At 54.1% G+C, this 26,124-nt stretch carries 20 protein-coding genes; 12 read left to right on the forward strand and 8 right to left on the reverse strand.

The annotated features are described in order from the left end of the window. Positions 1-128: 128 nt before the first annotated feature. Positions 129-2,336: a TonB-dependent receptor gene (locus tag OGV79_RS04465; protein ID WP_286467833.1), complete on the reverse strand. Its 2,208-nt coding sequence runs from the start codon at positions 2,334-2,336 to the stop codon at positions 129-131. Positions 2,337-2,677: 341 nt separating this feature from the next. On the opposite strand from OGV79_RS04465, the gene OGV79_RS04470 reads away from it, so the two are divergent. Then, positions 2,678-3,745, forward strand: coding sequence for a LacI family DNA-binding transcriptional regulator (locus OGV79_RS04470; protein WP_338405124.1), 1,068 nt, complete (start codon positions 2,678-2,680; stop codon positions 3,743-3,745). 38 nt (positions 3,746-3,783) lie between these two features. Here the strand turns inward: OGV79_RS04470 and OGV79_RS04475 are convergent, their stop codons facing one another. The 7 genes from OGV79_RS04475 to uxaC form a co-directional block, all read right to left on the reverse strand. Beyond that, complete coding sequence (locus tag OGV79_RS04475) at positions 3,784-4,203, reverse strand: RbsD/FucU family protein (protein WP_200091104.1); 420 nt, start codon at positions 4,201-4,203, stop codon at positions 3,784-3,786. A gap of 45 nt (positions 4,204-4,248) precedes the next feature. Further along, positions 4,249-5,013, reverse strand: a complete 765-nt coding sequence (locus OGV79_RS04480; RefSeq protein ID WP_049011919.1) for an SDR family NAD(P)-dependent oxidoreductase — start codon at positions 5,011-5,013, stop codon at positions 4,249-4,251. A 117-nt stretch (positions 5,014-5,130) separates the two neighbouring features. After that, positions 5,131-7,005 (reverse strand): TRAP transporter large permease, encoded by a 1,875-nt coding sequence (locus tag OGV79_RS04485; protein WP_012134503.1) that lies wholly within the window; start codon positions 7,003-7,005, stop codon positions 5,131-5,133. A gap of 76 nt (positions 7,006-7,081) precedes the next feature. Continuing rightward, positions 7,082-8,125: a TRAP transporter substrate-binding protein gene (locus OGV79_RS04490; RefSeq protein WP_012134504.1), complete on the reverse strand. Its 1,044-nt coding sequence runs from the start codon at positions 8,123-8,125 to the stop codon at positions 7,082-7,084. A gap of 372 nt (positions 8,126-8,497) precedes the next feature. Next, positions 8,498-9,961 carry a mannitol dehydrogenase family protein gene (locus tag OGV79_RS04495; protein WP_049011920.1) on the reverse strand — a complete coding sequence of 488 codons (1,464 nt, stop codon included), beginning with the start codon at positions 9,959-9,961 and terminating at the stop codon, positions 8,498-8,500. A gap of 73 nt (positions 9,962-10,034) precedes the next feature. After that, complete coding sequence (locus OGV79_RS04500) at positions 10,035-11,579, reverse strand: MFS transporter (protein WP_047459551.1); 1,545 nt, start codon at positions 11,577-11,579, stop codon at positions 10,035-10,037. Positions 11,580-11,599: 20 nt separating this feature from the next. Further along, complete coding sequence (gene uxaC / locus OGV79_RS04505; protein ID WP_047459554.1) at positions 11,600-13,009, reverse strand: glucuronate isomerase; 1,410 nt, start codon at positions 13,007-13,009, stop codon at positions 11,600-11,602. Positions 13,010-13,487: 478 nt separating this feature from the next. Here uxaC and uxuA point away from each other — a divergent pair, with 478 nt between their 5' ends. The 11 genes from uxuA (at position 13,488) to dcuB (ending at position 26,107) form a co-directional block, all read left to right on the forward strand. Continuing rightward, complete coding sequence (gene uxuA / locus OGV79_RS04510) at positions 13,488-14,552, forward strand: mannonate dehydratase (RefSeq protein ID WP_012134508.1); 1,065 nt, start codon at positions 13,488-13,490, stop codon at positions 14,550-14,552. 207 nt (positions 14,553-14,759) lie between these two features. Beyond that, positions 14,760-14,939: a hemin uptake protein HemP gene (hemP, locus tag OGV79_RS04515; protein WP_024130814.1), complete on the forward strand. Its 180-nt coding sequence runs from the start codon at positions 14,760-14,762 to the stop codon at positions 14,937-14,939. 75 nt (positions 14,940-15,014) lie between these two features. Further along, the gene (locus OGV79_RS04520) at positions 15,015-16,997 is read left to right on the forward strand and encodes a TonB-dependent hemoglobin/transferrin/lactoferrin family receptor (protein WP_049011922.1); all 1,983 of its coding nucleotides are present in this window, start codon (positions 15,015-15,017) and stop codon (positions 16,995-16,997) included. A gap of 45 nt (positions 16,998-17,042) precedes the next feature. Continuing rightward, complete coding sequence (gene chuS / locus OGV79_RS04525) at positions 17,043-18,071, forward strand: hematinate-forming heme oxygenase ChuS (protein WP_049011923.1); 1,029 nt, start codon at positions 17,043-17,045, stop codon at positions 18,069-18,071. Continuing rightward, positions 18,068-18,889, forward strand: a complete 822-nt coding sequence (locus OGV79_RS04530) for a heme/hemin ABC transporter substrate-binding protein (RefSeq protein WP_286467848.1) — start codon at positions 18,068-18,070, stop codon at positions 18,887-18,889. The genes chuS and OGV79_RS04530 overlap by 4 nt, the downstream gene beginning before the upstream one ends. After that, positions 18,889-19,881 (forward strand): FecCD family ABC transporter permease, encoded by a 993-nt coding sequence (locus tag OGV79_RS04535; RefSeq protein WP_047459566.1) that lies wholly within the window; start codon positions 18,889-18,891, stop codon positions 19,879-19,881. Before OGV79_RS04530 ends, OGV79_RS04535 begins: the two co-directional genes overlap by 1 nt. Continuing rightward, positions 19,874-20,653: a heme ABC transporter ATP-binding protein gene (locus OGV79_RS04540; protein ID WP_049011926.1), complete on the forward strand. Its 780-nt coding sequence runs from the start codon at positions 19,874-19,876 to the stop codon at positions 20,651-20,653. Before OGV79_RS04535 ends, OGV79_RS04540 begins: the two co-directional genes overlap by 8 nt. A gap of 105 nt (positions 20,654-20,758) precedes the next feature. Further along, a complete protein-coding gene (locus tag OGV79_RS04545) occupies positions 20,759-21,712 on the forward strand; it encodes a nickel/cobalt transporter (RefSeq protein ID WP_049011927.1) in 954 nt (317 codons plus the stop codon). A 109-nt stretch (positions 21,713-21,821) separates the two neighbouring features. Beyond that, entirely contained in the window at positions 21,822-23,453 is a 1,632-nt protein-coding gene (locus OGV79_RS04550) for a sensor histidine kinase (RefSeq protein ID WP_047459570.1), read from the forward strand. After that, complete coding sequence (dcuR, locus tag OGV79_RS04555; RefSeq protein ID WP_049011800.1) at positions 23,450-24,169, forward strand: two-component system response regulator DcuR; 720 nt, start codon at positions 23,450-23,452, stop codon at positions 24,167-24,169. The genes OGV79_RS04550 and dcuR overlap by 4 nt, the downstream gene beginning before the upstream one ends. Before the next feature lie 597 nt (positions 24,170-24,766). Beyond that, positions 24,767-26,107, forward strand: a complete 1,341-nt coding sequence (gene dcuB / locus OGV79_RS04560; RefSeq protein WP_012134520.1) for an anaerobic C4-dicarboxylate transporter DcuB — start codon at positions 24,767-24,769, stop codon at positions 26,105-26,107. Positions 26,108-26,124: the final 17 nt, after the last annotated feature.

The raw sequence follows: 26,124 nt of genomic DNA on the forward strand, positions 1-26,124 counted from the left end.
TAGTACCGTAGGCCGGATAAGGCAAAGCCGCCATCCGGCATTACCCGCACCACACCGTAGTACCGTAGGCCGGATAAGGCAAAGCCGTCATCCGGCATTACTACCGGGCATCCCTGCCCGTTTTTAACTCAGAAGTCGTAATTAATAGACAGCTTCAGGGTACGCGGTTCGCCACGGAACACATACACGCCATCGTAGTCGGATACGCCAGACCAGTATTGCTCGTTGGTGACGTTATCCACCCCTAAACGCCATACCATCTCATTCTGCTCCTGGTTTACGCGCATCCGGTAACGAACGCCGAGGTTAAGCGTGGTGTAACTGTCCAGCTTCTTCTCATTAGCGGCGCCGTCATACTGCGAGCCGGTGTGATTCAGTCGCGCGGTAGCGGTCAGCCCATCAACCTGCCGGATATCATATTCAGCACCGAGAACGGCGGTGAAACGTGGAGTACCGGAAGCATCATTCCCCTGGTTGACGCCATCCTGCGTTTTGGTCAGTTTCGGCTGTAACCAGGTCGCACTGCTGTTCAGACGCAGACCGTAAACCGGCTCACCAAACAGGTTAACTTCCACACCCCGGTTACGCTGCTCGCCATCGGTCGAATATTCCTGCGTCGTCTCGTTCTTAATCACAGACGGTTTCTTAATCTCAAACAGCGCCAGGCTACCGCCGACAGTGCCGAAATCAATTTTCACGCCCACTTCATTTTGCTTAGAGTGCAGAATACCGATGCTTTTACCGTAATCCGGCGACTCCTGATCGGTAATGTTTTCACCCGGCTGTAATGCCTCGGTGTGGTTGGCATACAGTGACACCGTGTCCCACGGCTTATATACGATACCGTAGGTCGGCATCCATCGACTTTCCGTATAGCGAGAAGCGGTGTCTTCTTCACCGGTCGCATTGCTGTAGTTACGCACCACCACTTTCTGATTACGCGCGGCAACGGTCAGCAGCACCTGGTCATCAAAGAATCCCAGCGTATCACTGAGGAGATAACCCTGAGTACGGTTTCGGGAGGTTGTCAGCGGATCGTGATAGTTGCCGCCGGCGAGATCCCACTGCGGCATTGGCACATCATGGTTGTCATAGATATTGGTCATGGAGCCAGGGTTAGCCCAGTTCATACGCCATGCCGTTTTATCGCGTTTGATCACCGCCGAATAGCCCAGGTTCACCTTATGGCTGACCGACCAGGTATCAAATTCGCCGCGAATACCCGCCATACTGCTGAACGCGTCAATAATACGGTTGGTATACAGCACATTGACGACAGCATCACCCGATCTGTCCAGTAATTTTGGCGCGGTATAAATCCCGGTTTCATGCGCATGTTGCGCCCCGGCGCCGCCGTAGACCGTCCAGTTATTCAGGATGTCGTATTCAGCGCGCGCCATACCGAACTGGTTAGTGATATCACTGTAGCCCCACTTCTGGCTGTAGTTATCCGTGTTGTTCGGTACATCCGGCACGAAATCGACGCCGCTTAAGTTAATTCCCATCGTCCCGCCGTGGAACGTCTTTTTCTGGGCGGCGACATCCAGCGAGGAGCGCAGTTTATCGCCGCGATAATCCAGCCCGAGGGCGGCCAGCGTCGTGCGCTTTTTCTCGTTATCAACGGCGGTTTCGCCTTCACGATGCAGAATGTTTACTCGCGCGCCAAACTGATTGTTATCGCCAAAACGACGACCGGCATCCAGCGTGGTGCCTACCTGAGTTGAAGAGGTGTAATCCACTCCCAGGCGCGTCAGCGGCAGGTCATCAGCATGTTTCGGCTCCATGTTGACCATACCGCCCACGCCGGAACTTGCTGCGCCGTTCACGAAAGAGCTGGCGCCTTTAAACACTTCCACGCGCTCAAACAGCGAAGCATCCACGACCTGACGCGGCAGCACGCCAGCCAGACCGCCCCAGGTCACGTCATCCCCCGCCAGCTCAAAGCCGCGAATACGATAGTTTTCTGAGAAGTTCCCGTATCCCTGTACGGGCTGTACTGCGGCGTCGTTTTTCAGCACCTCGCCGATGGTCTTCGCCTGCTGGTCTTCCACCAGTTTTGAGGTGTAACCGATAACGTTAAACGGCACATCCATCGCTTTTTGTTCGCCCAGAACCCCCAGTCGTCCTCCGTGGGCAACCTGCCCCTCCAGGAACGCGGGCACCTGCGCGTCGCCACCGGCTTTAAAACCACTGTTTGCGGATTTGGCCTCAACGACCATCGTATCTTCTTTCCCGGTAGTGTCTTCTGCTGCGTAAACACCGTGAGCGGCGGCACCAATCGCGAATGCCAGCAAGGATTTTTGCAGAGAATAATTATTTTTTGCGCTGCTTTTCATCATTAATCTCATGAATACAAGGACACGAAAAAAACCCTTTAAAATGGGGTTTTATTGAATGAAACCCGAACAAAAATGCTCGTTTTATGTATGGGAAGGGTTTTCCATATATATGTTCTGTGTCCATCCTTGATACGAAGAATAATCACCGAAACCCGCACAGCAAACATGATAATGAGAGTAAAACTCATTATCAATGTTATTTAGATTTTTCATTGTGTGAACAACGGTTACGGGATTTATGGCATTGACACGATTAGCTGTAACGTTACACTAAACCGTTGTAGTTTATACTCTGCTATCCAGATGGCGATACTGAATGAGCCGCCATTCACCGATTGCTGCAAAGGAGATGTATGGCAAACATTCGAGATGTCGCAAAGCATGCGGGCGTTTCCGTCAGCACGGTGTCCAATGTGCTTAACGGCCGCGCCGATCAAATGCGCCCGGAAACGCTGGCGCGCATTCAGCAAAGCATGCAAACGCTCAACTATTTCCCCAACCGGGTCGCCCAGCAGCTCAAAACGGGGCAGGCAAAAATGATCGGGTTACTGGTGCCATCCATCGTGAACCCCAGCTTTGCGGCACTGGCGCGTGAAGTGGATCTGGCCGCCAAAAAACACCTCTACCGCGTGCTGATCGGCAACACCTATCGCCAAATCGAAGAAGAAGAAGCGTTTCTGGAAGATATGTTTGCTCATGGCGTTCGCGGGATTATTGTGGCCGCCTGTGATATCGAAAAGCCGCATTTCGCCCGCGCGGCGGCGCAGGGCATGATAATGGTGAACTACGATGGCCGTATGCCCGCAAGCGTTGACTCTGGCGGTTTCGCGCTGGACAGCGTGTCGATGGATAACGTTGAGGCGGGCCGAATGGCGGCAGAGCATCTTATCGCGCGCGGGTGTCGCCGCCTCGCGTTTGCGACCGTCGCAGGAATGACCCCCAGCCGCGCGCATAAAATAGAAGGCTTTCTCAGCGCGGTACGCCAGCACGGCATGTATCGTGAAGGGATGATCATCGAAGGAAAAGCGATGGCCGCCTACGGAGATACCGAAATGACCGAACTGGGCCGTTCTCTGGCGCAAACCCTCTGCCAGCAATCCCTTCGTCCTGACGGCATCGTCGCCATTAACGATGCGCTTGGCATTGGTTTGATGAGTGGTTTGCACGAAGCCCGCATCCGCGTGCCGGAAGAGATCTCTCTCGTCGGTATCGACAATATTTCACTCTCTGGCCTGGTTTACCCCGGCCTGACCTCTATTATGCCGCCGCTCACGGAGATGGCGGACGTGATGGTTGAGCGCCTGATCGCCCGAATAGAGACTCCGGCAATCCCTCCCGACGAGTTTTTGTTTCCCCCTTCCCTGGTATGCAGACAATCGGTGCGGGAAGCGGAAAATATACGATGAGAATAACGCGAGAAGAACATCGCGTTCTTCTCGTCTTCTCAGAGTAATGTCGGGCCGACGGTGAGGAGAATATTGGCAAAACGGCGGGTTTCGCCCGACGCGATCACCAGCAGCGTATCCGATGATTTCGCCAGCGCGTAAAACGCATTTCGCTCAACATGAGAAAGTTCCGTCATTTCTGAAAGCAGACCACGGTATTCACGCTCAATCGTGTTATCAAATTCAGCCGGGCTCGTCATTAACGTCGCTTTCTCTGCGTTAATATAGCCAAGAATTTTCTCCAGAATCATCACGCTGCCAATTAAGCCGGGAGAAAAGTTAAGCCAGATAATACGTGCCTGCGGTGACGAGTTGGTCAGGAAAGAGTAATTCGCATCCGCGATCAGAATATTGGCTTTATGACCGCACTGCGCCAATGCCTGTAATAAATCGGGATGAATAATATCTGACTTTATCATAAAGAGTCCCTTTTAAATCAGGCGGGTTTTACAACCCGCCCGCTTTTACGCCCGATAAATACCGCCATTAATATCAATCGTCGCGCCGGAGACAAAACCATCATATTCAGAGGCGAGGAAACAGATTACCCGGGCGACATCTTCAGGCGTACCGGCGCGCCCCAAAGGAATAGCCTGAATCGTCTGGTCGGCAGACGCCTGCGTCGTATGCTGATTATGAAAACGGGTGCCCAGAATCAATCCTGGGGCCACGGCATTCACCCGAATGCCAGATTCGCCCAGTTCGGCGGCAAGTGAGCGCGTCCAGGTCAAGACGGCGCCTTTCGTGGTGGAATAAACCAGAGAGCCCGCATGGCCGCCGGAACGACCGGCTAATGACGCCAGATTCACAATGCTCGCCCCATCTGGCGAGGCTTTCAGCCAGGGTAACGCCTGCTGGGTGACATTGAGCATCGTGGTCATATTCACGTCAATAACGGTACGCCAGAACTGTGGTTCGATCTCGCCGAGCCATTTTCGGGCGATAATTCCACCGACGTTATTCACCAGAATATCAATGCCGCCAAGAAACGCCGCGCCCTGTGCAACGCACCGCGCGGCATCTTCCTCATTCGTTAAATCAGCATAACCGCAAGCCGCCCGGCTTCCCTTTTGCTCCGCAATGGCCATTAATTCTCGTGGGCCTTCTTCGCCGCTGAAATAATGAATATAGATATCACATCCGGCCTCAATTAATTTTCTGGCCGTTTCTTTACCAATACCCTGTTCCGCACCGGTAATAAAAACTTTTTTACCCACTAATGATCCCATTTCATACTCCACTTATTCAGATTTAAACATCGCCAGGCGATAACCTGTCGCGTTACTGCCATTTTCAGCGCGCGGACATCCCCGCCACTGAGCGTGGCGAATATCCGTAATGAATAATCAGTAGCCTGCCAGTCCAGGCAACCAGGTGGTTAATGGCGGTGCCATCGCCACAATGATGATGCCGACGAAAACAACCGCCAGATATTTCGCCATTGGCCGAATAACATGTTTCATCTCCACGCCGCAGATGGCGCAGGTGGTATACAGCCCTAATCCAATCGGCGGTGAAAATAAGCCAAAGCCCATCGCCAGAATCATGACAATACCGAAATGCAGCGGGTTAAACCCAAGCTGAATGGCGATTGGCACCAGGATAGGGGCGAAAATGATCAACGCTGGCGCACCTTCCAGAACCGCGCCAAAGATAATCAGAATCACAATGGTCAACAGCAGGAACAGCCAGGCGCCCTGCTCCATCCCAATCCCCACCAGCAGTTCAGCAATTTGCTGCGGAATCATCTGTATCGTCAGCGCATAAGAAAGGCTGGTCGCGCAGGCGACGATGAACAGCAGTACGCCGGACATGGCCGCGATATCAATAAACATTTTCACCGTCGCTTTCAGCGTCAGCTCGCGAAACGCCAGACGACCGACAACGATGGCGTAAATCACCGCAAAGGCAGAGATTTCTGTCGAGGTCGCAATCCCCATCATCACCCCACGGCCAATCATAAAGATCATGACCAGCCCCACGGCGGCACCAAGGTAGAGCTGCGCACGCGGGCGTAAAACCGGGTAAGCCTCGCTGACGTTAATTTTTCCGCCGAAACGATTGGCCGCGATCATCAGCAGTACCAGCAGGCAGACGGCGGGAACCAGGCCGGCGATAAACAGCGCGCCGATGGAGATATTCGCCACAAACCCCATGACGATCAGGTTTACGCACGGAGGAATGGTCTCCGCCATCACCGCCGATGCGGCGAACACCCCTGCGGCCTCTTCGCTGTCCTGCTTAGCGCGACGCACCGCAGGCATCAAGACACCGCCCACTGCGGCGACATCCGCCAGTTTGGAACCGGAAATCCCGGAGAAGAAGGCCATCGACAGCACGGTCGTCATGTTTAACCCGCCGCGAAAGCGCCCCATCCCGCGCACAATCAGCTCAACCAGACGCGTTGACATCCCGTTGATTTCCATTGCCGCCCCGGCAAGTAAAAAGAACGGAATCGCCAGCAGAACAAAGTGATCCACCCCGGCGGCAACCTGCTGAGAGAAAAAGACAAACGGTAACGATGGATCGCAAATAAAGAACACCATTGCGGACATGCCCAGCGTAAACGCGATAGGCACACCGGCCAGGATACCCAGCGCAAAACAGATCAGCATCAGCCCCGCCGCCGCGCTGGCCGGATCGGCCATCAGCGAGAGTTTCAGATACCCCAGCGCCGCCAGCACCAGGATTCCGCCGCCGCTGAGCAGAACAACCCGCGCGCGTTCATGCAGCGCATGTTCCAGCGCGGCCACCATCATCACCACGGAACCGATCAACACCGGGATAACGTAAATCGTCTGCGGCAGGCCGGTCTCGGTCGTTTGTACCCGCGCGGCCTGCACCAGGTCATAACTGGAAATCACCAGCCCCACCGACACCAGAAACAACACCCAACGACTGGCGTGGATAACATAAGGGCGCACCTGCTCGGGCAAAAAACGCAGGAACAGATCGACGCCAATATGCCCGCCTCTGCCTGTGGACGTGGCCACGCCAAAAAAGACGAGGGCAATCATCAGCGCACGCGCCACCTCTTCCGCCCAGTGAATCGGTGAATGCAATGCGTAGCGCCAGATAACGGATGCGAATACCACCAGTACGTTGATAAACAGCACCAGTGCCCCGGCCCAGGATGTTAAGGTCGTTAAGCCTCTGCTCAGTCGGCCTAACAGCATCAGCAAAGCATTTTCATCCTTTGCTTTCATAGAGATATCTGCCATGTTGGACTCCTTTCATGGGCTTACCGGGTGATACCGCCGACCCACCCCAAAACCGGCTGAATCGGCGGCTCACGTATTACGACTTATCGCCTGGCGCCGCGGCGGTAATCTCATCAACAATCGGTTTCATATCAGGATATTGATCGAGGAATGCCTTCCAGACCGGCTGCACCTGCTGCGCAAAGTACGCGCGATCGGTCTCGCGGAATGTCACCCCTTTGGCTTCCAGGTTTTTAATCGCTTCCTGCTCTTTCTGGCTTGCCTGCTGGCGCTCGTACTCTGTGGCTTCCTGCGCCGCCGCAAGGACGTCGGCCCGCAGCGCTTCTGGAATTTGCTCGAAGCTCTTCTTATTCATGGCGATCATCAGCGGGTTAAAGCTATGGCGGGTCAGGGTGCCATTCTTGATAATTTCATAATATTTGCTGGAGTAGATGGTCGGCGCATCATGTTCAACGCCGTCGATAACGCCCATTTGCAGACTGGAATAGACCTCGCCGCCCGGCATCGGAATCGCCACCGCGCCCATATGATTCAGCGTGGCGATAAAGTTAGGCACTGGCAGAACGCGGATTTTCAGATTCTTTAAATCTTCAGGTTTTTCAATGGCCTTTTTGGTATACACATTACGCGCGCCTAAGTTATAGCCATAACCCAGCACCATAACGTTGGCTTTATTCAGCATTAACGCAGAAAGCTGCTCGCCCGCTTTTCCGTCCAGCGTTTTGCCAACCTGGTCGTAATCTTTAAACAGATAGCCCAGATCCAGAACGCCAATTTCAGGCACCAGCGTGGCCCAAATCGAGGTGCCGGAAATCATCATATTGATTGCGCCAATGCGTACCTGCTGCGTGGCATCGGCCTCTTTTCCTAACATCCCGTTGGCGAAATAGTTGAGCTTAATTTGCCCTTTCAATTTTTCGTTTTTGTTCAGGTTCTCCTGAAAACGGGTAAACCAGATATAGTGCGCGGAGGAATCATCCCCGGGCAAAGAGGAGTAAACGCGAAAATTAAGCGCTGCCTGAGCAAAAGAAGTCACCACACTGCCCGCTATCAGCGCGGTACTTAAGCAAGCTAAAGCTAAAAAACGTCTGGTCGAACGAAGCTGTTTTATTTCCATCATGATTGTCCTTCCACATACCATTAGGGTAGCGATAACGCCGTCTGGCACCGCTAAATCGCCAGGAGAGTAAATGAGAAAAACTGCTGTATGTTTCTTCTGTAACGTTTTAGTGTAACGTTACAGAAACTATCCGCCTCCCTGTACAAAAGCAAGTCGCTTCCTTTCATCAGTGGGAGTGATATGTGAATTTTGTGGCGGACATCGCTAATTCGCGCAGGTGCGTTACATCGTTAAAACGACATCATTGCTGTTTAGTCACTGTTTAGCGCAGAAGGAAGCGACGGGAGAAAAAAAAGAGGAAAAGGGTTGGTGAATGGGGGGCGTCAGTCAACGCAGGAGTGCCGTCGTTATCTGGCGGCACTCCTTTACGCTTTACCGTTCAGAGATATAGCGGGCGACCGTCGCTTTCGCGCCGTTTTCCAGCAGCGACAGGTAAGCCTGCGTTACCTGCGCCACAAACAGCGGCTCATGCGGTAATTCGTTCCCGAAAATGGCCTCCACGCCCAGCAGCGCTTTTACCCGCGCCTCGCCTTCCGCGCTCTGCATCACCGCATTCTGCAAGACCGGCAACAGTGGATCGCTAACGTCAATACGGTTTCCCTGTTCGTCCACCCCGCCGACGTAACGCATCCAGCCCGCAACGCCCAGCGCCAGCAGATCGAAACGATGGTGGTGAACCAGGTGCCAGCGAACGGAATCCAGCATGCGCTGCGGCAGTTTCTGGCTGCCGTCCATCGCAATCTGCCAGGTACGGTGACGCAGTCCCGTGTTGCTGTAGCGCGCAATCAGCATATCGGCATAGCGAGTGAGATCCACCCCCGTCACGTTCAGCGTCGGCGCCTGCTCTTCCAGCATCAGCGCCCTCGCGGCGCGTCGGAAGTGCTCATCTTCCATACACTCATTAATGTGCTGATAGCCGGAAAGATAACCCAGATAAGCGAGGAAAGAGTGGCTGCCATTAAGCATACGCAGCTTCATCTCTTCAAACGGCAGCACGTCAGCCACCAGTTCGGCTCCGGCCTTTTCCCATTCCGGGCGGCCTGCGACAAAGTTATCCTCGATAACCCACTGACGGAATGGCTCGCAGGCCACGCCTGCCGGGTCGCGCACGCCAGTAAGCTGTTCAATCTTATCCAGCGTTTCCGCCGTCATCGCCGGGACGATACGATCCACCATCGTGGAGGGGAACGTCACGTTCTGCGCAATCCAGGCAGCCAGCCCGGCATCAACGGCTTGCGCATAGGCGCATATTACGTTGCGCATAACATGACCGTTTTCCGGCATATTGTCGCAGGACATCACGGTAAACGCCGGGAGACCCGCCGCTCTGCGGCGCGCCAGCGCGGCGACAATAACGCCCGGCGCTGACTTTGGCTGCTGAGGGTTTTGCAGATCGGCAACGATAGCCGGGTGATCGAGCATCAACTGGCCGGTAGCCGGAGAGTGGCAGTAGCCTTTTTCCGTGATCGTCAACGATACAATGGCAACCTGCGGCTCGCACATGGCAGCCAGCACCGTTTCCAGGCCATCCACCTGCGCATGCAGCGCGTTCTTCACTACGCCAACCACGCGGGCGGTCCATGCATCAGCCGACATTTCCGCCACCGTATAGAGGCGATCCTGATTTTTCAGATCGGCGATCTGCTGCTCGCCGCCAATCAGGTTAACTTCGGTGTATCCCCAGTCGCTGCCGTGTTCCGCAGCCAGAATATCCGCATAAACGGCCTGATGCGCACGATGAAACGCGCCGAATCCCAGGTGAACAATTCGCGGAACCAGCGCGTTGCGATCCCAGTTCGGAACGGTGGCATTCGCGTGTAATAGCTTATTTTGCATCTTTCTACTCACTGTATAAAAAGAGGGATTGGCGGCAGCAGGCCTATTGCGCCCTTGCTGCCGCCAGGCTGTATCAGCTCAGTATGGAGGTGGGTTCAGCGGGCTTTACCCGTTCAGGCGCGCTTTGACACCAGAGCGAGTCATAGCTGTAGCCCGTCAGGTCTTCCACAATATGGCGGGCTTCCGGCGTCACATCCTGTTTAAGACCGTCCGCTTTGAGGCGTTCAATTTCGTCCACGAAAATTTTGTGCGTGCGCTTATTCAGATGGAAGGTCAGCGCTTGCCACAGTGCAATGATCAGAAGCCCGGCCGTACCAACGAACAGCAGCATGGCAATGGTCGTGATCGCTTCCTGCGGCTGCGTCTGGCTGCCTTTCACGAAGCCGCCGCTTTGCAGAAGCAGGCCCACGGCAAAGGTCGCAATAGCTACCGTTGTCTTACGGGAGAACGTCATGACGGCGGCAAACAGCCCTTCACGGCGCTGACGGGTGATCATTTCGTCAATGTCCGGGATGAACGGGAACACGTTCCACGGCGTGAACTCCAGAATGCAGCGCCCGACCTGGTAAACCCCGGCGAGAATCACCAGCAATACGATTTTGTTGTCTGTCGGGAACTGGTAAACCAGGAAGAACCCGCCCAGGCACAGCATCATCAGGCTGTAGGAGAAGACATAGAGGCGAGAAGGGCCATATTTAATAATCGCCACGCCCGCTGCCAGCGTGACCGGCAAGCCGACGATACTCATCGACAGCAATGTTCCCGCCAGCGAGGATGAAACATTCAGGCAGTAGACGCAGAAAAAGACGAATACGGTGTTGTAGACATCCTTGGCGGTAAAGGAGAAGAGATAGATCGCCAGATGTTTACGGAACGCGCGTACTTTTAACGTTGAGGCATACTCTTTGAACAGGTTGCCAAACGCCGCCAGTTTTTCGCCAGCGGTCATCGGCTGACGCTCTTTTTCCATTTCCGCCAGCATTTCCGGCGTCAGTTCACGTTCCCAGGTCACTTTCCAGGAGATAAACACACAGACCGTAAACAGCACGGCAAATACAACGCCGTTGATCAGATATGCATCCGCGTTGTTTTCACCCAGCCAGCCGATCAGCAGGCCCGGAATAAAGGTGGCAAGGAACGTCCCGGATGCCGACAGGAACATGCGGCACGTTGACAGTTTGGTACGGTCATTGAAGTCTTTGGTCATCTCAGACGGCAGCGTTTCCCACGGGATCAGCACCATAGCGGCGATAATCTCAAAGGCCAGGTACACAGCGAGATAGAACCAGAAGTTCATGCCGTTCATCCATAACAGGATGTAAACCAGCATGAGTGGCGCGCCAATGAGCAGGAAGAACCGGCGGCGGCCAAATTTCTTGCCCAAATAATGCTTATAGAAATGGTCCGTGAAGCTGCCCATAAACAGGCTCACGATCGCATCGACAATACGCGCGATCGCCACAATAGACGCCGCTTCAATCGGCGACAGACCAACAAAGGTGGTATAGAAGAAAAGCAGCCAGGCACCGATAACGGTAAATGCGCCGCCCCCCATGATATCCGTCAGGCCGTAGCCGATACTGACGGGAATGGTGACTTTTCTGTTCTTACGGGTCATCGTTTATTCCTGCATCAGTCTTATCGAAAACGGAAATAGCGGCGGGCGTTATCCACGCAGATGCCACGAATCATGTTATTGAGGATCGCATCGTCCTCCGGCACTTCCCCTCTTTCGACCCACCCGCCAATCAAATCACAGAGGATTCGGCGGAAATAATCGTGTCGGGTATAGGAGACAAAGCTACGGGAATCCGTCAGCATACCAATAAAGTTAGAGAGTAATCCCTGATCGGCAAGCGCATTGAGCTGATTCACCATGCCGCGTCGCGTATCGTTAAACCACCAGCCGGAGCCAAATTGCAGCGGGGATTTCACGCCATCTTCACCGCTCTGGAAATTAGCGATGGTGGAGGCAACCACATCGTTATAGCTGGCGTTGAGGTTATAGAGGATCGTTTTCGGCAGACCGTTGTTTTCCGCCATTGCGTTCAGCAGACCATTCAGGCTTTCCGCAAGGTGCGTCTGATCGCCAATGGAATCAAAGCCACAGTTAATGCCGATTTTTTCGAACATTGGCGTGTTATTGTTGCGAATCGCGCCAAAGTGAATCTGCATTGCCCAGTCGCGCTGTTTGTACATTTTGGCTAAGGCGACAAAAATAAGGCTATCCCAGGCCTGAAGTTCATCTTCACTCAGCGCATCACCTGCCAGTCGGCGCTGGAACAGCGCGGCCTGCCCGGCAGCATCAAGCGGGCGAAAACGAACGGCCAGCGGCCCATGATCCGACACCCGGCAACCCGTGCTGTGGAAAAAATCGACGCGCGCTTCAAGCGCCGCGAGAAACTCATTCAGAGTGGTAATGGTTTTTCCGGTTTTCTGCGACAGGCGGGAAACAAACGTCAGGAAACGATCGGGATGCGTTTCAAACAGTTCATCGGGACGGAAGGTCGGCAGCACGAGCGTTGAAAAATCACGCTTTTCCGCCAGTCGCTGATGATATTCCAGATCGTCAAGCGGCCCATCGGTTGTGCAAAGCGCTTCAACATTTGAACGGGTAATTAACGCCTGCGGTAAAAAATCATCGCGACGTAATTGTTCATTACACTGCGCCATAATCGTGCGCCAGTTCTTACTGTTTAGCGTTTCCTCAATCGCGAAATAATATTTCAGTTCAAGATGAGTCCAGTGATACAGCGGATTACCAAAACTGGCCTCAACGGTTTGCGCCCACGCTTCAAATTTTTCCTCTGAAGAGGCATCGCCGGTAATTTTCCGCTCGGGTATGCCATTGGCGCGCATCGCCCGCCATTTATAATGGTCCCCTTCCAGCCAAAGCTGGGTAATATCGGCAAAAGGTTTGTTTTCCCAAATCGCTTTCGCTTCAAGATGGCAGTGATAGTCAATAATAGGTAACGTCTTAGCCAGCTCAGAATACAACCGCTGACCCGGTTCGTTATTTATCATAAAACTTTGATTTATCATGGACATAATTACTCCGCACAAGGGGATGGCTTTTGCTAAAACGTCCCCAGGTTGAGGCTAAAATCGGTGTATGACAGGTACTTAATAGCCCCGACATTACCCCTCCCGCCCATTTAAAGTCTACTACCATACAAGTGTAATTAAGAAATTTGTGACTTAAATCATGTTATGCAACTTTCAATAAAAAAATCACTTTCAGTCGTAATGGCGTGTATTAATCCCTGTGCTATAGCGGTTATTTTCACGATAAACGACAAATAAGAACAAACTGATCATTATATTTTACAAAATTAAAACACTTACCGGAAATAAGCTTTCCAGTAAAAGCTTCCCCTTAACGGAAATGTATATTCCTGGCGGCATTTAATCTTTTTTCTACGGTAAGGTTGATCAAATTGTCATTACTGAATATGCTAGTCAATACTAGTATGGTATGAAGTCAAATATACGAAATACGCAATAAGATAAGAAAGGCGGACAAAGAATGCAGATGACAATGCGCTGGTTTGGGCCACAGGAAGACAAAATCCCGTTGGAATACATTCGCCAGGTGCCGGGTGTAGAAGGCGTCGTCGGGGCGCTCTATGATGTCGCCCCTGGAGAAGTGTGGCCGGTTGAAAAAATTAAGGCGCTGGTTGAGCAGGCGCACGCTGCGGGCCTGAAGATGGAAGTCATCGAAAGCGTCAATATCCACGATGACATCAAAATCGGCACCCCGGAACGCGATCGCTATATTGAGAATTACAAGCAGACGATCCGCAACCTGGCGGGCTTTGGCATAAAGGTCATCTGTTATAACTTCATGCCGGTCTTCGACTGGATGAAAACGGACATGAACTACGTCCTGCCGGACGGTTCTCTGACGATGGCCTTTGAAAAACATGGCATTGATAAGACGCTGGAAGAGGTCGTAAAAGAGGTTCTGGATAACTCCAACGGTTTCGCATTACCGGGATGGGAACCTGAGCGCCTGGCTAAAGTGCAAGAATTATTCGCGCGCTACAGTGGGGTGGATGACGACAAGCTGCGGGAAAACCTGTTTTATTTCCTCCGGGAGATTATTCCCGTGTGCGAAGAAGTGGGCGTGAAAATGGCCATTCACCCGGACGATCCGCCGTATTCTATTTTCGGCCTTCCGCGCGTGGTCAAAAACCACGCCGACCTGGCGATGATTTGCGATGCCGTTGACTCTCCGGCGAATGGCATCACCCTCTGTACCGGTTCGATCGCGGAAGATCCAGAAAATAACGTCTATGAAATCCTGGCTGAATTCACGCGTCGCAAGCGCCTCCATTTTGCGCACGTACGCAACATTAAGCTGATCAAAGATAAAGACTTCTACGAGTCGGCCCACCCTTCGCAGTACGGTTCGCTGGACATGTACCGCGTAATGCAGGCGCTCCACGATAACGGCTTTGATGGCTATATCCGCCCGGATCACGGTCGCTTTATCTGGGGAGAAACGGGACGCCCAGGCTATGGTCTTTACGACCGCGCGCTCGGCGTCACTTACCTGTCAGGTCTCTGGGAAGCGCTGGAGAAAAAATAAAGTCCGTTGTGAATCACGATGTAACGAGATAAAAAACCCGCCATTTTGCGGGTTTTTACTTGCCGTACCCCTCAATATCACCGCTTTTCTCACCAAAGTTGATCCAGACGCTATTTTACGAAAAAACGCTTGATGCAAAAATTGATCTTGATGATAATCATTCTTGTTATCATGTTTATTATCATTTTCATAACGGATGTGCCCGCTATGCATAACACTATGGCTGCAATAATAAAAAACAACGCTCCGCTTTCTCCTTCAGGCACCAAACGCCAGATAGACAGCAAAGTATTGCTCGGCGAAGAAGGCTGGGTACTGATTGAGCATAAGGGTGAACATTATCTGCTCCGCCAGACGCAATCCGGGAAACTGATCCTGACTAAATAAATAACCAATTTCGCCAGCCACCCAGGTCTCCCCCCAGGCAGCCAGCACTTTTCAATTTCCTTATGGAGAGTTGTTATGTTACGCCTGCAATCTGCCTCTTTGCGCCCATCTCTGCTGGCGCTGGCAATCGTTAGCACCCTGCCAGGAGCGGCTTACGCGACCACAGACGATATCACCGTCACTGCGACCGGTAATGCGCGCAGCACCTTTGAAGCCCCCATGATGGTGAGCGTTATCGATACGTCCGATCCCGAAAACCAGACCGCCAGCTCGGCAGCCGATCTGCTGCGTCCTGTTCCAGGGATCACCCTGAGCGGAAGCGGGCGAACCAACGGCCAGGATATCAGTATGCGTGGCTATGACCGTCGCGGCGTACTGATTCTGGTGGACGGCGTTCGTCAGGGAACCGATACCGGGCACCTCAACAGCACCTTCCTCGATCCGGCGTTGATCAAACGTATTGAGATCGTTCGCGGCCCTTCCGCACTGCTGTACGGCAGCGGCGCGCTGGGCGGCGTGATCTCTTATGAAACCGCCGATGCGAAAGATCTGCTTCAGGAAGGCCAGAACAGCGGTTTCCGCGTCTTTGGCACTGGCGGCACCGGTGATCACAGTCTGGGAATGGGCGCCAGCGCCTTTGGCCGAACCGATAACCTTGATGGACTGGTGGCGTGGTCCAGCCGCGATCGTGGCGACCTGCGCCAGGGCGACGGCTCCACGGCGCCAAATGATGAATCGATCAATAACATGCTGGCAAAAGGCACCTGGTATATTAACGATGCGCAGGCGCTGAGTGGGTCATTACGTTACTACAACAACGACGCGCAAGAGCCGAAGAACCCGCAAACGATTGATGCCTCCACCAGCAACCCTCTTGTGGATCGCTCGACCATCCAGCGCGACATGCAGCTCTCTTACAGGATCGCGCCGCAGGGCAACGACTGGCTGAATGCCGATGCTAAAGTGTACTGGTCTGAAGCGCGCATCAACGCCCAGAACGTCGATAGCACGGGCGAATTTCGCAAACAAACCACCAAAGGCGGAAAAGTTGAAAACCGCACGCGTCTCTTCAGCGACGCTTTCGCCTCTCACCTGCTGACGTATGGCGGAGAGTATTACCGTCAGGAGCAAAAACCCGGCGGCGTGACAACCGGCTTCCCGGAAGCAAAAATCGACTTCAGTTCCGGCTGGTTGCAGGATGAAATCACCCTTCGCGACCTGCCCGTCACCCTGCTGGGCGGCACGCGTTACGACAACTATCGCGGCAGCAGCGACGGCTATGACGATGTTGATGCCGATAAATGGTCATCCCGCGCCGGGTTAACCGTCAGCCCGACGGACTGGCTGATGCTGTTTGGCTCTTACGCCCAGGCATTCCGCGCGCCGACAATGGGTGAAATGTATAACGATGCAAAACACTTCTCCATTGGCAGCTTCTACACTAACTACTGGGTGCCAAACCCTAACCTGCGCCCGGAAACCAACGAAACGCAGGAGTACGGTTTTGGTCTGCGTTTCGACAATCTGATGCTGTCCAACGATGCGCTGGAGTTCAAAGCCAGCTACTTTGATACCAAAGCAAAAGATTACATCTCCACGACCGTCGATTTCGCCGCCGCGACCACCATGTCTTACAACGTCCCGAACGCCAAAATCTGGGGCTGGGATGTGATGACGAAATATACCGCTGATCTGTTCAGCCTCGACGTGGCCTACAACCGCACCCGTGGGAAAGACAAGGATACCGGAGAGTATATCTCCAGCATTAACCCGGATACCGTCACCAGTAAGCTGAATATTCCCGTCGCGCAGAGCGGCTTCTCCGTTGGCTGGGTAGGAACGTTTGCCGATCGCTCAACGCATATCAGCAGCGAATACAGCAAACAGCCGGGTTATGCCGTCAACGACTTTTACGTTAGCTACCAGGGACAGCAGGCGCTGAAAGGCATGACCACCACGCTGGTGTTGGGTAACGCCTTCGATAAAGAGTACTGGTCGCCGCAGGGCATCCCGCAGGACGGGCGCAACGGCAAGATTTTCGTGAGCTATCAATGGTAATCACCCGCCCCGGTTCGCCGGGGCAAACACTGGAAGGAAGAAACAATGAACCACTACACACGCTGGCTTGAGCTAAAAGAACAACATCCTGGTAAGTACGCGCGTGACATCGCTGGTTTACTGGGGATCAGCGAGGCGGAGCTGACGTTTGCCCGCGTCGGTCATGACGCATGGCGGCTGCGCGGCGACACGCGTGAAATTTTCGCGGCGCTGGAATCCGTTGGCGAAACAAAATGCATCTGCCGCAACGAGTATGCGGTACACGAGCAGGTCGGCGCATTCACCAATCAACACCTGAGCGGTCACGCCGGACTGGTACTGAACCCACGCGCGCTCGATCTGCGCTTATTTTTAAATCAATGGGCCAGCGTGTTCCACATTAAGGAAGCGACCGCCCGCGGCGAGCGCCAGAGCATTCAGTTCTTTGATCATCAGGGCGATGCGCTCCTGAAGGTGTATGCCACGGACAACACCGACACCGCCGCCTGGAACGAGCTTCTGCAACATTTTATCGTGACCGAGAATGCGCCGCTGGCGCTGAAAGCGGCTGAAACCCCTGTTAACGAAACGGCTGCCGATGCCGTGACCGTTGACAGAGAGTGGCGCGCGATGACTGACGTTCACCAGTTCTTCACGCTGCTCAAGCGCCATAACCTGACCCGCCAGCAGGCTTTTGAACGGGTCGCTGACGATCTGGCCTGCAAGGTGCCGAACAGCGCGCTGGCGCAGCTCCTCGACGCCGCCCTTAAAGACGGCAATGAAATCATGGTGTTCGTCGGCAACAGAGGCTGCGTGCAAATTTTCACCGGCGTGGTCGAAAAAGTCGTGCCGATGAAAGGCTGGCTGAATATTTTCAACCCGACGTTTACGCTGCACCTGCTGGAAGAGACGATTGCCGAGACCTGGATAACCCGCAAACCTACCGCAGACGGCCACGTCACCAGTCTGGAACTCTTTGCGCATGACGGCACGCAAATCGCTCAGCTTTACGGTCAGCGTACGGAAGGCGAACCAGAACAGACACAGTGGCGCAAACAGATTGAGGCGCTGATACCAAAAGGGCTGGCGGCATGAAAAAACTGCCTGCCCTGATTGCCGCCCTGCCGCTGACGGTTCTTGCCGCGAAACAGGATAAGATCGTCGCGCTCGGCGGAGATGTCACCGAGATCGTGTACGCGCTCGGCGCACAGTCTTCGCTGGTCGCCCGCGACAGCACCAGCCAGTGGCCGCCGGAGGTCACTGCCCTGCCGGATGTGGGGTATCTGCGCCAGCTAAATGCCGAAGGTATCCTCGCCACGCGTCCCGATCTTGTGCTGGCAAGCAGCCAGGCTCAGCCCTCGCTGGTACTCAAACAGGTCGAGCAAAGTCATGTTCGGGTCATTACCGTACCGAGCCGCAACGACCTGCGCGTCATCGACGAGAAAGTGCAGGTCATCGCCAACGCCACCGACCGGGTGGCTGAAGGCGAGGCGCTGCGCCAGACGCTGAATAAAGAGATTTCCGCGCTGCCGACCACGCCGCTCAATAAGCGGGTGCTGTTTATTCTTAACCACGGCGGAATGAGCGCGATGGCCGCCGGACAGCAAACGGGAGCGGATGCCGCCATTCGCGCGGCAGGGCTACAAAATGCGATGCAGGGCGTCTCCCGCTATCAGCCGCTCTCACAGGAAGGCGTGATCGCCAGCCAGCCCGATCTGGTGGTGATTCCCCAGGAGGGATTAACGGCGATGGGCGGCGAAGAGAATCTCTGGAAGTTACCTGGACTGGCGCAGACCCCTGCCGGTCGCAATAAGCAGGTGTTCGCGGTTGATGATATGGCGCTGCTCGGTTTTAGCGTGCGTACGCCTCAGGCGATTCAGCAGCTACGCGCGAAAGCGGAGTCATTGCCCTGATGCCACGGCGGATCACGCTTTCTCTGTATACGCTGGCGCTGATGCTGGCAGTGGTGACGGTCGTGGCAAGCGGTTTTGGCGCATTACGCCTGCCGCTCAGCCTGCTCTGGCATGACGGCGACGACGCGTTACGCCAGATCTGGTTCAACATTCGTCTGCCCCGGGTTCTGCTCGCGCTGGTAATTGGCGGCTCGCTGGCGCTGGCCGGGTGCGTGATGCAGGGGCTCTTTCGCAACCCCCTCGCCGATCCGGGACTGCTCGGCATCAGCAGCGGCGCGGCGTTAGCCGTTGCGCTGTGGGTCGTCCTTCCGCTCACGCTGCCTCCCCTGATTATGCTGTATGCGCCGATGCTGGCGGCATTCATTGGCGCGCTCATCGCAACAGTCGTTATTTTCCTGCTCAGCCGACAGCGGGACAGTTCGCTCTCCCGGCTGCTGCTGGTCGGCATCGCCATTAATGCGCTATGTGGCGCGGCGGTGGGCGTGTTGTCGTGGATCAGCAATGACACCCAGCTACGCCAGCTCTCGCTATGGGGAATGGGCAGCCTTGGCCAGGCGCAGTGGTCAACGCTGCTGGCGGTCGCCTCTTTGATGATCCCAACGGTATTTCTCATCTGGCGTCTTGCTGGCGCGCTTAACCTGCTGCAACTGGGAGAGGAAGAGGCGCATTACCTGGGCGTCGATGTCCGGGTTGTTCAGCGAATCCTGCTGATCTGTAGCGCGTTGCTGGTGGCGGCGGCTGTCGCCGTCAGCGGCGTGATCGGGTTTATCGGTCTGGTCGTGCCGCATCTGATACGGATGTGGCTAGGGGCGGACCATCGTGCGGTGATCCCCGGCTCCGTGCTGGCGGGCGCCTTTCTGCTGCTGATTGCCGATACCATCGCCCGAACGCTGGTTGCCCCGGCTGAAATGCCGGTCGGGCTGCTGACCAGTATTCTGGGCGCGCCGTGGTTCCTGTGGCTTATTTTCCGCCGGGGAGGTCAATATGGCTGAACGTTTTCTCGCTGACAGCGTCAGCTACGCCGCTGCGGGCAGAACAATTATTCGCGATATCTCGCTCTCCCTGACCCAGGGAGAACTGCTGGCATTAATTGGCCCCAACGGTGCCGGGAAATCGACGCTGTTAAGGCTGCTCACCGGTTATCTCACTCCGGCAGACGGACGTTGCCTGCTGGCCGGCAAACCGCTTGAGCAATGGCCTGCGCAGACGCTGTCCCGCTACCGCGCGGTCATGCTTCAGCAAACGCGAATGGGGTTCGACTGGCCCGTTGAGGCCGTAATCGGCATGGGGCGAATGCCCTGGACGCAGCAGCCCGAAGCGGCGGTGATCCATCAGGTGATGCAGCTTACCGAATGTTTGCCGCTGGCGGGAAGACGCTACGCTTCCTTGTCCGGCGGCGAACAGCAGCGCGTACAGCTGGCGCGCGCGCTGGCGCAGCTATGGTGCGACGGCTCCCCACGCGGCTGGCTTTTTCTTGATGAGCCCACCTCCGCGCTGGATCTGTTCCACCAGCAGCATTTACTGCGGTTGCTGAAAACGCTGACCCGTAAGGGCCATCTGCATGTTTGCATCGTGCTGCACGATCTCAACCTGGCGGCCCTGTGGGCGGATCGAATCGTATTGCTGCATGGCGGCAACATCGTTGCCGAAGGCGCACCCGCCGAGGTTCTGCAAGCCGGTACGCTAACCCGCTGGTACGGCGCGGAAGTCCACGTCGGAACACACCCGACAAGCGGCGGGCCGCAGATCTTCCTCGCGCCTTAACCGGAAAATGCCGGATAACGGCTTCGCCTTATCCGGCTGACAATTCTGCGGAGAATCGCTTTCCTCAGGCTATACTTTCCGCAAAACTCATTACCAGGCGGAATCATGATCGCACCAAAACAGCTTCCCTCCCTGCGTTTACCGCTGGCAGGACTTCTGATGTTGACGCTGCTGTGGGCAGGTTTCACCGTGCACAGCCATTGGGAAGCGTTTATCCAGTGGTGTCTCGCCGCCCAGATCACCCTGCACCGCTATCTGGTCATGTATTTGCTGCAACTCAATAACCACCAGTACACCGGCGGGCTATGGCTGCTGACCGGCGCGTTCTTCTATGGCGTACTGCATGCGATTGGGCCGGGGCATGGGAAATTTATCGTCACCACCTGGCTGAGTACGACGAAAGAGAGCCTGCTTGCCGCGCGGGTCGTGCCCTTTATTGGCAGCCTGATGCAGGGCGTCAGCGCCATACTGTTCGTGTTTATTCTGGCGGTCGGCTTCAACCTGGCCGCCGGCGATCTCAGCACCAGCCGCTGGTACGTCGAGAAAATCAGCGCCGTCCTGATTGGCGCGTTCGGGCTATTTATCATCTACCAGGCGCTAAAAACCCTGCGTCCAAAGCCCATTTTCTCGCGTTTCTCCCAGCCGCACAGCCACGACGAACACTGTGGCTGCGGGCATCACGGCGTGGGCGCAGAACTCACCGACGGCAACTGGAAAACACGCCTCGGCGTGATTCTGGCGACAGGCGCCCGCCCCTGTAGCGGGGCAATCATGATTTTACTGTTCTCCAACGCGCTCGGTATTGTCAGTTGGGGGATTGCCGCCGTCATGACCATGTCCTTCGGCACGGCGCTGTCGATTATGGGGCTGTCGCTGGCGGTACGTTACGCCCGCAACCAGACCCAGGCGCTGTTTGCCGGGAACCATGCCCCCCTGCGCTGGCTGGGGCCGGTTATCCGTATCATCGGCGGGCTGGCGCTGGTACTGTTTGCCCTCATTCTGTTTCTGACGGTGATCCCCATCAGTGCGAACGGTGATTATATTGCGGCGGGGTGTTAACCTGTTTGCCGGGCGATAGCGTGCTTATGCCCCTGTCTTTCCCTACCTCCTTTGAATTACCCGTCCCATCAGGGATAATACCCACACAATGTGTAATCTCAGGATCGCGATGAAACATTCTCTGCAACGCCGCGCTGGACGAAAACGCCAGATGAAACTCGGCACGACCGTGATATTGATGGTCAGCGCCGTGTTGTTCTCCGTGCTGCTCGTCGTCCATCTGATTTATTTCTCACAGATCAGCCACATGACGCGCGACGCGCTGGCAGACAAAGCGCTGGCGGTCGCCCGTACGCTGGCGGACTCCCCGGAAATTCGCCAGCGTATGAAGCAAAAGCCGACAGAGAGCGGCATTCAGGCGATCGCCGAGGCGGTTCGCAAACGCAACGATATGTTATTTATCGTAATTACCGATATGAAAAGCATTCGCTATTCGCACCCGGAAGCGCAGCGAATCGGCCAGCCGTTTAAAGGCGACGACATCCTGCTGGCGCTACAGGGGCATGAAAATGTCGCCATCAATCGCGGTTTTCTTGCCAAAGCGCTGCGGGTTTTCACGCCCATTTATGACGACAATCATCAGCAGATCGGCGTCGTGGCGATTGGCCTTGAACTCAGCAGAGTAACGGAGCAGATCAACAACAGCCGCTGGAGCATCATCTGGTCGATTCTGTTCGGCGCACTGGTGGGATTGCTGGGCACTTACGTGCTGGTGAAGGTGCTCAAACGCATCCTGTTCGGCCTGGAGCCGTATGAAATTTCCACGCTGTTTGAGCAGCGCCAGGCGATGTTGCAATCCATCAAAGAGGGGGTGGTCGCCGTTGACGATAGCGGCGAGGTGACGTTAATCAACCAGGCGGCGCAGGAACTTCTCGATTACCGCAAATCGCAGGATGACGCGCACTTATCCTCGCTTAGCCACGCCTGGTCGCAGGTAGTGAATCTGAACGACGTGCTCCGCGACGGTACGCCGCGCCGGGATGAAGAGATTACCGTTAAAGATCGTCTGCTGCTTATCAACACCGTTCCGGTGCGCAGCAATGGAAAAATCATCGGCGCGATCTCCACGTTCAGGGACAAAACAGAAGTCCGCCAGCTCATGCAGCGTCTGGACGGAATGGTCAACTACGCGGATGCACTCCGTGAACGATCCCACGAATTTATGAACAAATTACATGTCATTCTGGGATTATTGCATCTGAAGAGTTATAAGCAGCTTGAAGATTATATTATTAAGACGGCTAATAACTATCAGGAAGAGATCGGCTCACTGTTGGGGAAAATAAAGTCGCCCGTTATCGCAGGCTTTTTGCTCAGTAAGATTAATCGCACCTCCGATTTAGGGCACAGCCTGGTGATTAGCAATGAAAGTCGATTACCGGACAGCCGTAATGAAGATCAAATCACCGTATTGATTACCATTCTGGGCAATTTAATTGAAAACGCGCTGGAGGCGCTAGGTCAACAACCCGGCGGTGAAATCAGCGTATCCTTGCATTATCGGCATGGCTGGCTGCATTGTGAAGTCAACGATGACGGGCCGGGAATTGACCCCGAACGCATAGAGCAAATTTTTGACAAAGGCGTTTCGTCAAAGGGAACGGAGCGTGGCGTCGGTCTGGCGATAGTAAAACAGCAAGTTGAGAGTATCGGCGGCAATATTACCGTCGAATCGGAACCCGGGATCTTCACACAATTTTTTGTTCAAATACCCTGGGACGGGGAGAGGACCAGCATATGATCAATGTTTTAATTGTCGATGACGATGCGATGGTAGCAGAGTTAAACCGCCGCTATGTTGCGCAGATCGCTGGCTTTCACTGCTGCGGCACCGCGTCTACGCTGGAGAAAGCAAAAGCGTTTATCTTCGATGGCGAAAACCATATTGATCTGATTTTACTGGATATTTACATGCAGAAGGAGAACGGGCTGGACCTGCTGCCCGTCCTGCACAGCGCCGGATGCAAATGTGACGTCATCGTTATCTCCTCCGCCGCCGACGCCACCACCATCAAAGATTCGCTCCATTACGGCGTGGTCGATTATTTGATCAAACCGTTTCAGGCTTCCCGCTTTGAAGAGGCGCTGACCGGCTGGCTGCAAAAGAAAACGGCGATGGAGAAGCACCAGTATTATGAACAATCAGAGCTGGATCGGCTGATTCACGGCAGTTCATCCAATGAGCCAGATACCCGACGCCTGCCTAAAGGGCTGACGCCGCAAACGCTGCGCACCCTGTGTCAGTGGATCGATGCGCACCAGGACCAGGAATTTTCAACTGACGAGCTGGCGAATGAGGTCAATATTTCCCGCGTTTCCTGCCGTAAATATCTTATCTGGCTGGTCAATTGCCATATTCTGTTTACCAGCATCCATTATGGCGTGACCGGCAGACCGGTTTACCGTTATCGTATTCAGGCCGAACATTATTCTTTACTTAAGCAATATTGCCAGTAGAAAAGAAGCCGCTTCGCATTATGCGTTATATAAAGGTAACAATTATTACAATAATGAAAAATAACAAAGGCACAAGTTACACCCTCAAAAATAGAGAATTTGTGCCAGATCAAATATGAACAAAAATATGTTTTAATTCATCAGCTTATTATTCAGAAGCGTCACATTGTTTTTAATTTCAAAAACGGTAACAAAAGTTAATTAAGTATTATGTGACTCGTAGAGTGTGTATTTTTAACTATAAAGGAGTAGTCTGGGATTCACCGGACACATAAAAAAAATTAAAATAACGCTATTTTTGTGAGCAGACGATATGTTCCTGAAATTCAGTGACATAGAATACAAAACACACAACCTGCCCTGCTCTTCTTTGTTAACCAGCCCATCGCCAGGGAGCTTCGTTCTCTGAATACGCCATAAACAGAAGCCAAGAATGACTCATGATTTACTGAAAAATTCTTATTTCATGTTTAGAGATTAATCATCAATACAGACAAAGCGAATATTCGTCAGGCTCTGAGGACAATTCACAAAAAACAGAACATGACTGTGATCTATTTATCAAAAATTAAACAGGTTTATCGCGAGGGTAGATAAATGTTATTTAGTATACAACTTATCATAATATTAGTGTGTTTGTTTTATGGCGCCAGAAAAGGCGGTATCGCGCTGGGTTTATTAGGCGGTATCGGTCTGGTCATTCTGGTCTTTGTTTTCCACCTCCAGCCGGGTAAACCGCCCGTCGACGTAATGCTGGTGATCATCGCCGTGGTCGCCGCCTCCGCCACGCTACAGGCCTCCGGCGGCCTGGATGTGATGTTGCAGATTGCCGAGAAGCTGCTGCGTCGCAACCCCAAATACGTCTCCATCGTCGCCCCGTTTGTAACCTGCACGCTGACCATCCTGTGCGGTACGGGCCATGTGGTGTACACCATTCTGCCCATCATCTACGACGTCGCGATTAAGAACAATATTCGCCCGGAACGTCCTATGGCAGCCAGTTCTATCGGCGCGCAGATGGGGATCATCGCCAGCCCGGTTTCTGTGGCGGTCGTTTCGCTGGTCGCGATGCTGGGTAACTTCACTTTTAACGGTAAGCATCTGGAGTTCCTTGACCTGCTTTCCATCACCATTCCATCGACCCTGCTGGGTATCCTGGCTATCGGTATTTTCAGCTGGTTCCGTGGTAAAGATCTGGATAAAGACGAAGAGTTCCAGAAGTTCATCTCCGTCCCGGAAAACTACCACTACGTGTATGGCGACACCGCCACGCTGCTGGATAAAAAACTGCCGAAAAGCAACTGGCTGGCCATGTGGATCTTCCTGTCGGCCATCGCCGTTGTCGCTCTGTTAGGCGCCTTCTCTGAACTGCGTCCGGTCTTCGGCGGCAAACCGCTGTCGATGGTACTGGTCATTCAAATGTTCATGCTGCTGACCGGCGCGCTGATTATTATCCTGACAAAAACCAATCCTGCTTCTATCTCAAAAAATGAAGTCTTCCGTTCAGGTATGATCGCGATTGTGGCGGTGTACGGTATTGCCTGGATGGCGGAAACCATGTTCGGCGCGCACATGACTGAAATCGAAAGCGTGCTGGGCGAAATGGTGAAAGAGTATCCGTGGGCCTATGCGATTGTTCTGCTGCTGGTCTCCAAGTTTGTAAACTCCCAGGCGGCGGCGCTGGCGGCGATTGTTCCGTTGGCACTGGCTATCGGCGTAGACCCGGCTTACATCGTGGCGTCAGCACCAGCGTGCTATGGCTACTACATTCTGCCGACCTACCCGAGCGATCTGGCCGCGATTCAGTTCGACCGTTCCGGCACCACCCACATTGGTCGCTTCGTCATTAACCACAGCTTTATTCTGCCCGGTTTGATTGGCGTAAGCGTCTCCTGTGTATTTGGCTGGATCTTCGCCGCCATGTACGGGTTCCTGTAACAGCACCTTGCGTGCCG

It is taken from the genome of Citrobacter sp. CK185 (assembly GCF_030333565.1).
GTDB lineage: Bacteria > Pseudomonadota > Gammaproteobacteria > Enterobacterales > Enterobacteriaceae > Citrobacter_B > Citrobacter_B koseri.